The sequence below is a fragment of the Rhodococcus sp. IEGM 1379 genome (assembly GCF_030056815.1).
Taxonomy (GTDB): domain Bacteria; phylum Actinomycetota; class Actinomycetes; order Mycobacteriales; family Mycobacteriaceae; genus Rhodococcus_F.
In genome coordinates this window covers 19,206-28,979 of sequence record NZ_JASHKR010000053.1, presented here as the reverse complement: position 1 = coordinate 28,979, position 9,774 = coordinate 19,206, and the positions used below count along the sequence as shown (strand labels likewise).

General features: G+C 60.3%; 9 protein-coding genes. 4 read left to right on the top strand and 5 right to left on the bottom strand.

The window, feature by feature from the left end; translation table 11 throughout:
- The first annotated feature begins 20 nt into the window (after nucleotides 1–20).
- Complete coding sequence (locus QM600_RS21815; RefSeq protein ID WP_349307283.1) at nucleotides 21–1,172, top strand: N(5)-(carboxyethyl)ornithine synthase; 1,152 nt, start codon at nucleotides 21–23, stop codon at nucleotides 1,170–1,172.
- Nucleotides 1,173–1,181: 9 nt separating this feature from the next.
- On the opposite strand, the gene QM600_RS21810 is transcribed toward QM600_RS21815, so the two are convergent.
- From QM600_RS21810 to QM600_RS21790, 5 genes are all read right to left on the bottom strand, one after another.
- Complete coding sequence (locus QM600_RS21810) at nucleotides 1,182–1,553, bottom strand: limonene-1,2-epoxide hydrolase family protein (protein WP_283263632.1); 372 nt, start codon at nucleotides 1,551–1,553, stop codon at nucleotides 1,182–1,184.
- Nucleotides 1,554–1,564: 11 nt separating this feature from the next.
- Complete coding sequence (locus QM600_RS21805) at nucleotides 1,565–2,710, bottom strand: 3'(2'),5'-bisphosphate nucleotidase CysQ (protein ID WP_283263630.1); 1,146 nt, start codon at nucleotides 2,708–2,710, stop codon at nucleotides 1,565–1,567.
- Complete coding sequence (cysC, locus tag QM600_RS21800) at nucleotides 2,707–4,551, bottom strand: adenylyl-sulfate kinase (protein WP_283263629.1); 1,845 nt, start codon at nucleotides 4,549–4,551, stop codon at nucleotides 2,707–2,709. Before cysC ends, QM600_RS21805 begins: the two co-directional genes overlap by 4 nt.
- Nucleotides 4,551–5,477, bottom strand: a complete 927-nt coding sequence (gene cysD / locus QM600_RS21795; protein WP_243622318.1) for a sulfate adenylyltransferase subunit CysD — start codon at nucleotides 5,475–5,477, stop codon at nucleotides 4,551–4,553. Before cysD ends, cysC begins: the two co-directional genes overlap by 1 nt.
- A 122-nt stretch (nucleotides 5,478–5,599) precedes the next feature.
- Nucleotides 5,600–6,523 (bottom strand): IclR family transcriptional regulator, encoded by a 924-nt coding sequence (locus tag QM600_RS21790; RefSeq protein WP_283263628.1) that lies wholly within the window; start codon nucleotides 6,521–6,523, stop codon nucleotides 5,600–5,602.
- A 115-nt stretch (nucleotides 6,524–6,638) separates the two neighbouring features.
- Between QM600_RS21790 and QM600_RS21785 the strand changes: the two genes are divergently transcribed.
- The 3 genes from QM600_RS21785 to QM600_RS21775 are packed head-to-tail and all read left to right on the top strand — an operon-like array spanning nucleotide 6,639 to nucleotide 9,737.
- Nucleotides 6,639–7,805 carry a hypothetical protein gene (locus QM600_RS21785; RefSeq protein ID WP_283263627.1) on the top strand — a complete coding sequence of 389 codons (1,167 nt, stop codon included), beginning with the start codon at nucleotides 6,639–6,641 and terminating at the stop codon, nucleotides 7,803–7,805.
- Between the two features lie 2 nt (nucleotides 7,806–7,807).
- On the top strand, nucleotides 7,808–8,590 hold the full coding sequence (locus QM600_RS21780) for an SDR family oxidoreductase (RefSeq protein WP_283263626.1): 783 nt from the start codon (nucleotides 7,808–7,810) through the stop codon (nucleotides 8,588–8,590).
- 7 nt (nucleotides 8,591–8,597) lie between these two features.
- Nucleotides 8,598–9,737: a sulfotransferase family protein gene (locus QM600_RS21775; protein ID WP_283263625.1), complete on the top strand. Its 1,140-nt coding sequence runs from the start codon at nucleotides 8,598–8,600 to the stop codon at nucleotides 9,735–9,737.
- Nucleotides 9,738–9,774 lie beyond the last annotated feature (37 nt).

Genomic DNA, 9,774 nt, shown 5'->3' with positions numbered 1-9,774 from the left:
ACCTATCGAGAGATTTACAATTGAACAACGCACGCACCCTTGGAGTCATCGGGCAATCGACCAAACCGGCGGAACGCCGGTTGCCGATCCACCCTGCCCATTTCGACCGCATCGACGCGGAACTACGCTCGCGGATCTACCTCGAAGAGGGCTACGGTCATCGCTTCGGGTACACCGACGACTACCTGTCGCGTCTTGTTGCCGGAATTCGCACGCGGAAACAGATTTTGGCTGAAACCGATATCGTCCTTCTTCCGAAGCCACTGGTGCGAGACCTCGCCGATCTCCGTTCCGAGCAAGTGCTGTGGGGCTGGCCGCATTGCGTTCAGGACACCGAACTGACACAGCTCGCGATCGACAAGAAGCTGACGCTCATCGCTTTCGAGGCGATGAATCACTGGAACAGCGACGGTTCGTTCAATCTGCATGTCTTCCACAAGAACAACGAATTGGCCGGCTATTGCTCGGTCCTCCACGCACTACAGTTGATCGGCTCGACCGGAGACTACGGACGACGCCTCACTGCCGCCGTCATCGGATTCGGCGCCACCGCGCGAGGTGCTGTGACGGCGCTCAAGGCCCACGGAATCCACGAGGTCGACGTATTGACGCAACGCGGGGTAACAGCCGTCAGCTCCCCCATCCACTCGGCACGCATGGTCTCCTTCGACAACGAGAACGGTGACGTCCGAGGCAGCCACGTAATGCTCGACAATCACAGCGTGCCTGTCCCCGGATTTCTGGCCGAACATGACATCGTCGTGAATTGCGTACTGCAAAATACCGATGCACCATTGACGTTCCTGACCGAAGAAGACCTGATGGACTTCCAGCCGGGCAGCCTCATCGTGGATGTGTCCTGCGACGAAGGGATGGGCTTCAGCTGGGCTCGCCCCACGTCGTTTGCCGACCCGACCTTCATCGTCGGCGACAACGTCACCTATTACGGCGTCGATCACAGCCCGTCGTATCTGTGGAACTCCTCTTCCTGGGAGATCAGCGAGTCACTTCTCCCCTATCTGCCGGGCATCATGGCGGGGCCGACAGGCTGGAAAGAGGACGAGACGATCGAGAAGGCCATCGAAATCCGGGACGGTGTCATCGTGAATCCCGCCATCACGCGATTCCAGCATCGCTCGGAGGACTTCCCGCACCGCATCATCGCGGAGTAACCGAGAAAGTCAGCCCTGGCCGGCTGCCGCCGTAATCGGCGCCATGTCGAAGTAGTCGCGCCAGGCGCTGATCTTTCCGTCTCGGACCTCGAAGACACCCATGACGGGCAGCGCCACCTCGGCGCTGTTGATCGTGAAGACGTCGACACGCTCGTTCATCACGACGTCCCCGCTGGCGACCTGTCGCTTGATCTGGAAGTCGATGCCACCAAACGCACCGATAAATCCTTCGATGAACGCCTTGATCGCTTCCTTTCCGAATACGAGTTCCATCGGAATATTGTGGTACACAGCATCTTCGGTGAAGCATTCGATAATGGCGGATACGTCCGCGTCGGCCCAGAGTGCACAAAATTCTGTGATCACGTTCTCGGGTGCAATGAGCTCGGATGTCATTGTGTTTCCTCGTCGCTCGGGTGGGGTTCGATGATGGCCAAGATGGATTCGATCTCGCCGGCCGGAATACCGAAATATTCGGTGACGAACACCGTGACGGCGAGAGTCTGTCCGGGAGTCCCGAGATCAAGCAGATACCGCGCTACGACGCTTTCGCCCCACTCACGCAGTGCAAGTTCACGTATCGCGATGATTCCGCGGTATTGCTGACCGTTTTCGAGTTCGTGACTGATGAATGCGCCGGTGTCTCCGGTGCGCTCCCCGTTCTCGACGCGCCACGCGTCGGGCGCAAAGCGAACTTTGGTTGCGTCGTGGGTGAGAAGTGCGTTGACGTATTCGCGTGCCATCGCGATGCGCCCACTGACTGCCGATTCGCTGGAGTGCTTGGCAATTGCGCTCAGAATCGTCTCGGCCAACTCCGGTCGGCAGATCACGAGATCCGGTAGGTAAGGGTGGGATTCGTTGTAGCGCAGGGGTGAACCGTCGATGCGACTGCAATGCAGGCCCGCTGCCGCAGCGACGCCGACCGGCGCAGCCGAGTCCCATTCCCATTGCCCGCCGGCGTGCAGATAGGCGTCGACGTCGCCGCGAACGACGGCCATCGCCTTTGCTCCGGCCGAGCCCAACAGGATGACCTCCGCACCGAGTTCTGCTGCTACGTCGTCGGTAAATACCGGCGGCCTCGAGCCACTGACCACGATACGGAGCGGTGAGTTGGCGGGAACATCAGCGAAGCTATCGCCGCTGGAATACACCTCTCCGAGCGCCGGTTGAGAGACAGCTGCCGCGGTAATTTCCTGACCGCGCTCCCAGAGTGCCACGTGCACAGCCCAATCCGTATGACCAGGCAGTCCGTACTCTCTGGATCCGTCGAGCGGGTCGATGATCCAGACGCGGGACGCTTCCAGCCTTGTGCGATCGTCGGCAGATTCTTCGGACAGGACAGCATCATCGGGGCGAAGTTCAGCGAGCCTGTCCAGGATGTAGACGTCGGCAGCTTTATCTCCACGCCGGCCCAGTTCACGACCGTCGGTGACTCCGAGGCCTTCGGCTCGAATCTCGAGGAGAATCGCACCCGCGACCTCAGCCAATTGCGCCGCCAACTCGACGTCGGCGGATCCGCTGGGGGTTGTTTCGCTCACCGGTCCAACACTTCCATAATCCGCAGGGCAATTTCGGTAGGCGTTCCGTTCTCCGGACGAACTGTCAACTCTGCCCTCTCGGGAATCTCGTAGGGATCGTCGACACCGGTGAATCCGGTGATCTCACCGGCCCGAGCCTTGGCATACATACCCTTTGGATCGCGGGCCTCGCACTGTTGGATCGGCGTATCGACGTACACCTCGATGAACCTCAGCCCGGCAGCTTCGTGAGCAGCACGCACTCGATCACGGTCCTCGCGGTACGGACTGATCAGGCAGGCCACCGCCACGGCTCCGGAATCGGCGAACATCTGCGCCACCGAGCCGACTCGGCGAACGTTTTCGGTGCGATCGTCGGCGCTGAATCCCAAATCTGCGTTGAGTCCGTGCCGAAGGTTGTCACCGTCGAGTCGGTAGGCCGGGATACCGGCCGCGACCAGTCGACGCTCGAGTTCGACGGCAATGGTGGATTTGCCTGATGCAGACAACCCTGTCAGCCACACAGTTGCACCCTGAGTCGCACGCTCGTCGCGGGAGACTTCGGAGCTGTGCCAGACGACGCGCGATTCCTTGAGCGTGGGGCCGTTGATCATGCCGGCCGCGACGGTGTTGCCGGTGGTCTCGTCGACGAGGATGAAACTGCCGGTAACACGATTTCGACGGTAGGGGTCGAACATCAACGGCTGCTGCGTCTTGATGGAGATACGGCCGATCTCGTTGAGTGACAGCGATTCTGCACTCTCGTCGCGGTGCAGGGTGTTGACGTCGAGGCGGTAATCCAGCCGAACGATTTGAGCTTTGGTGGAACGCGTGGTGTGCAGCAACGAATATCGATTGTTCTCGGACAGCGTGGTCTGCTCGGTGAGCCAACAGATCATCGCATCGATCTCCTGGCCGACCTGCGGCCGATTGTTGAGTCGACAAAGCTGATCGCCGCGACTGACGTCGAGGTTGTCGGCCAGTTCGATACAGACCGCTGACGGCGCGAAGGCCTCCTCGATCACGGTTCCACCGGGACCGTGCACTGCCTTCACCGTCGACGTGAAACCTGAAGGGAGAACAACTACTTCGTCACCGGTCTTGAAAACACCGCTGGCGACGGTTCCCGCGTATCCGCGAAAATCGTGGAGTTCGGCATCGGTCTGATTCTGCGGGCGGATGACGTATTGCACCGGAAAACGCGCGTCGATGAGGTTGCGATCCGACGCGATGTGCACCTGCTCGAGATGGTGCAACAGCGACGGACCGTCATACCAATCCATGTTCTCGGTGCGTGCAACTATGTTGTCCCCCAACAGCGCCGACACCGGAATGAATGACAGGTCGTGCACGTCGAGCTTGATCGCGAATTGACGGAACTCTTCCTTGATCTCCTCGAATCGCTCCTGCGACCAGCCGACCAGATCCATCTTGTTCACACACAGCACAAGGTGCGGGATCCCGAGAAGCGTTGACAGGAAAGCATGTCGACGAGTTTGTTCCAGGACACCTTTGCGAGCGTCCACCAGGATGAGCGCCAGGTCGGCCGTCGACGCACCGGTCACCATATTGCGGGTGTACTGCTCATGCCCGGGTGTATCCGCGATGATGAATTTGCGGTGCGGCGTCGCGAAGTAGCGGTGCGCCACATCGATCGTGATGCCCTGTTCGCGCTCGGCACGCAAACCGTCGGTGAGCAGTGCCAGGTTGGCGTACTCGTCACCGCGTTCACGACTGGTCCGCTCGACTGCTTCGAGTTGATCTTCGAAGATCGATTTGGAGTCGTAGAGCAGCCGGCCGATGAGCGTCGACTTACCGTCGTCGACGCTGCCTGCCGTTGCGACGCGGAGGAGTTGCGGCATCAGAAGTACCCCTCTTTCTTACGATCTTCCATTCCGGCTTCGGAGATTCGGTCGTCGGCGCGCGTTGCTCCGCGTTCGGTGATCCGACTTGCTGCTACTTCTTCGACAACGGCTGCCGCTGTTTCGGCGGACGATTCCACACAGCCGGTACACGTGGCGTCGCCGACGGTCCGAAAACGCACCAATGCTTCGTAGGATTCTTCGCCCTCACGCAACTCGAGAAAGCGTGTGCGCGCCAACAGCATTCCGTCGCGCGGCACCACTTCGCGCCGATGGGCGTAGTAGATGTTCGGGAGGTCGATCATCTCGCTCTCGATGTACTGCCAGATGTCGAGTTCGGTCCAGTTGGAGAGCGGGAAGATGCGAATGTGCTCGCCCTTACGGTGTTTGCCGTTGTACAGGTTCCACAGTTCCGGCCGTTGCACCTTGGGGTCCCATTGACCGAATTCGTCGCGGAAGCTGAAAACGCGTTCTTTTGCGCGCGCTTTTTCTTCGTCGCGTCGAGCGCCGCCGAACACGGCGTCAAACTTCCCGTCACGAATTCCGCGCAACAGTGCGTGTGTTTGCAAGCGATTTCGGCTGGCGCCAACCCCGGTGTCTTCGGTGACCCGGCCGGCGTCGATATCGTCCTGCACGCTGGAGACGACCATCCGCAGACCGAACCGGTCTACGGTGCGATCACGGAATTCGATGACTTCGTCGAAATTGTGACCGGTATCGACATGCATGACGGCAAACGGCAGAGGCGCGGGCCAGAATGCCTTGGCCGCGACAGCCAGCATGACAACAGAATCCTTGCCGCCGGAGAACAGAAGCACCGGCTTCTCGAACGTTGCCGCAACCTCACGAAAAATGTGGACTGCCTCGGCCTCGAGTGCCCGCAGATGCGATAACTCGTACGCGGGCGGGGATTGGAGTGTTGCCATCTCTTCAGCTCCTGAGCACCGAGAACCCCTGCGCGGATCATCTATTCCGCTTCGGTACATTTTTGTACCGCACTGGTTCTTAATTGAACGCATTCACAGAATAGAACGCGTTCTACTCAAGGTCAATGGCTGCGAACCGGACTTCTTCCACCCACTTCTGCGGTCACCGCATCGGCGGCCTCCACCAATTCTGTCGCTCGTCGTTCGATCTCGGCCCCCGAGATTGCTCCACCGACGTACAGCGTCAACACCAACGCCTGATGCCCCTCGGCGTCATAGGTCGGAGCGGCGATCAGAGAGACAGGGTGCTCGTCATCCGAACTGATGTCCCGGCCAAGGTACACCCTCTCCCCCAAACTCGACACCATTTCACCGAGTAGCTCCCGCACTTCCGGCGGAAGATCGTGCGTCGCAACACCTGCCATCAATGTATGCAGACGTTGGCCAATCGGGTCGAGACTCTCGACAAGGTATCCCGCACCACGACATTCCCGGACCACGTTCCACAGGCGCTCACGATCTAGTCGAACCGGAAGGCTGGGTTCTTTGCCGAGCCAGTTCTCGAGGTCGTCGTCAGACCCCCACAGCACGTACATCAATCCGACAGGTGGAGCGAAGGGATAAACCTGGCCAACCCTGGCCGCGACCCTTATCCCCTCGGGGCCGGTCACCTCGAGAACGCTGATCCTGTCGCCGACCACCGCCGACGCCGTACAGGTAGTCCCGAATTCGGCACTCAACTTCTGCAGGTGTGCCCGGGCGATCGGGCCCACGGCAAACCCGCGCTGAGCGGCGCGGCCGGCAGCGATCAGCGCCGGACCCAACCCGTAGGTCTTGAGGGCTTCGTCCCGCGCGAGGTAACCACGATCCGTCAGGACCGTCAGGATGCCCAGACAGGTCGGCTTGCTGATCTCGAGCGCTCGGGCCAGCTCCGACAATCCGAAACGCTGGTCAGGGCGGGCAACGAGATAGTCGAGAACCTGCACGACGCGTTCGGTCGGCGGGGACTGACGTCCCGCAGAACGGACCTTCTCGGGCTCACCCATTGACCACTCCCTAGAACACGTTCTATTGTCGGTTCATAAAGATCTACCCCATAGGTACATATTTGTACCATGATGCTCTGGGCCGGCGGCACCGCCGGAACTGTGAGGAGCCAGCGTGCTGACGGACCCGTTCGCCCAGGCAATCGCCGAGGCCGAAAAACTGATCGAGACTGCGCCGCACATCAGATCCGAACAGGATCTCCTGGAGGGCTACCAATACCTGGCCGGTGGTGTCATCGCAACGATGCACGCTGCCTGGGCTGCCGAGAAGACCCACCCCAGCTTCGTACAGGGCACCGGGCCGTTCACGAAAATGGGCCTCGACAACCCGGACACGCTGTACTTCGGCGCCCGCATCAACGATGACAAGGAATACAAGGTCACCGGAACGCGCGGCACCACAGCCGATCTGAGTTTCCAGGTGTTGAGCGGCAACTACACCAATTCCAATGTCCCCGGCAGTGAGATCGCTTTCGACGATCGCACACTGGAAATCGCCGACGACGGCACGTTTGTTGTCTGGTTCGGCCCCGGCCCTGCCGACGGCCGCTCCAATTACTTCACATTGGCCCCCGGATCCTCGCAGCTCGTCGTTCGTGAGGTCTACAGCGACTGGAGTCAGCAACGCGGAGTCATCCGTATCGAACGCACCGATTCCATCGGAACCGCACCGGCGCCCCTGACCCCGGAAGAAACCGAGAAACGCTTTGCCCGCGCCGGCAAGGCCCTGGTCACACGGGTCAAGACGTGGCTCCAGTTCCCCGAGTGGTTCTACATGAAGCTTCCGGTCAACACGATGACCGAACCGCGCCTGACGCCCGGCGGCCTCGCGACGCAGTACTCCTCTGTGGGGCACTACGAACTGACCGACGACCAGGCGATGATCATCACCGTCCCGGCGTCCGATGCGCCGTACCTCGGTTTCCAACTCGGCAGCCTCTGGTACATCTCACTCGACTACATCAACCACCAGACCTCCCTCAACAACGGTCAGGCCCAGGTAGATCCGGACGGGATGGTCCGAATGGTGGTGAGCGAGAAGAACCCCGGCGTTACCAACTGGGTGGAAACCGTCGGCCATCCGCGTGGAATCCTGCAGTTCCGCTGGCAGCGGGTGTCACGGGAACTCACTCCTCAAGACGGACCCAGCGTCGAGATTGTGGAGATCGCCGACCTCGAGAAGCACTTGCCGCATTTCGGCACCAACACGATCACGCCCGAAGAATGGGCAGCGCGAATTTCGCTGCGCCAGTCCGCCATCGACAACCGAATGCTGGGGTAATCATGACCGAACTGCTCAAGGACCAGGTAGTTGTCATTTCCGGGGTGGGCCCCGCACTCGGCCGTTCACTAGCCCTACGCTGCGCGGCATCCGGCGCAAGCCTGGTTCTCGCTGCACGCACCCAGTCGCGATTAGACGACGTGGCAAAGGAAATCGTCGATGCCGGCGGACGCGCAGTAACCGTGGCCACTGACATCACCGATCAGGCGTCGGTGGAGAATCTGGTCGAAGAATCGATCGCCGCTTACGGCAAGGTTGACACTCTCGTCAACAACGCCTTCTCGGTACCGTCGATGAAACCGTTGGCACGCACCGACTACCAGCACATCCGCGACAGCATCGAACTCACCGTGCTCGGGGCACTTCGGCTGACCCAACTCTTCACACCCGCACTGGCCGAGTCGAAAGGCTCGGTTGTGAACATCAATTCGATGGTGCTCCGACACTCTCAGGAGCGGTACGGCAGCTACAAGATGGCGAAGTCGGCTCTGCTCGCCATGTCGCAGTCACTGGCCACAGAACTCGGCCCTCAGGGAATCCGCGTCAATTCGATTGCTCCGGGCTATATTTGGGGCGACACACTCAAGGGTTACTTCGCGCATCAGGCCGAAAAGTTCGGCATGACCGTTGATCAAATCTACGAGCACACCGCTTCGAACACCGACCTCAAACGCCTCCCGACGATGGACGAAGTGTCCGATGCGGCAATCTTCCTGGCGTCTCCTCTGGCCAGTGCTGTCACCGGACAGTGCCTCGACGTCAACTGCGGCGAATTCCACCACTAGGAGCACCATGTCTGAACGCACACACGTCGGAACCGTCGAAGATCTGCACGCGTCCGCGACCAAGATGACCGGGCTCACCGATTTCGGCGTCGACGATTACACCGAGGCTCTGTCGGTTCTCCTCGAGTCGTACGACCGCGACGAAGACCTGACGCCCTTCGGCAGCAAGATCTCTCGTGTGTTCCTGCGCGGCGCACTCGTTGCACGACTGCTCAGCGAATCTGCGTGGAAACAACATCCCGAGCATGCGGACGTCAAGATCGAACGGCCGATCTTCGTCACCGGGTTGCCTCGCACCGGAACCACTGCGCTGCACCGCCTCCTGACGGTCGATCCAGCGCACCAGGGTCTCGAGATGTGGTTGACCGAGTTTCCCCAGCCTCGCCCGCCGCGCGATACGTGGGAAACAAATCCCGTGTACGCGAAGATCGAGGAAACGTTCGGCCAACACCATGTGGAGCATCCCGAGTTCATGGGCGTGCACTACATGTCTGCGAGCGAAGTCGAGGAATGCTGGCAACTGCTGCGCCAGACCTTCAAGTCGGTGTCGTACGAGTGCCTGGCCAACTTGCCCACGTATTCGAATTGGCTGAAGAACCAGGAATGGTCCAATGCCTATGCGCGACACAAGAAGAATCTGCAGCTGATCGGTCTTCCCGATCAAGATCGCCGGTGGGTGCTCAAAAACCCCAGCCACCTGTTTGCACTCGACGAACTGATGGCCGCCTACCCTGATGCGTTGATCGTCCAGACGCATCGCTCCCCCACGACGATCATCCCGTCGGTGTGCAGTTTGTCAGCACAGGCCACCGACGGCTGGTCCAACACCTTCACCGGCAAGGTCATCGGCGAGAGTCAACTCGAACTCTGGGCGCGTGGCCTCGAGCAATTCGATGCCGCACGCGCACATCACAATCCGGCCCAGTTCATCGACGTCGACTACCAGAATTTTGTCACCGACCCGCTCGGCACCGTCGAGAACATCTACACACATTTCGACATTCCGTTGACTACCGCAGCACAAACGTCGATGGAATCGATGCACGAGGAATCTCGCTCCGGCTCACGCAAACCCGCGCACAAGTACACCCTCGAGGAGTTCGGCCTCACCACCGAGCAGGTGGAAGAGCGCTTCGGAGCACGGTAATTCGGTCCCGCACAGCGGGAAAACCACATCAGGGCCC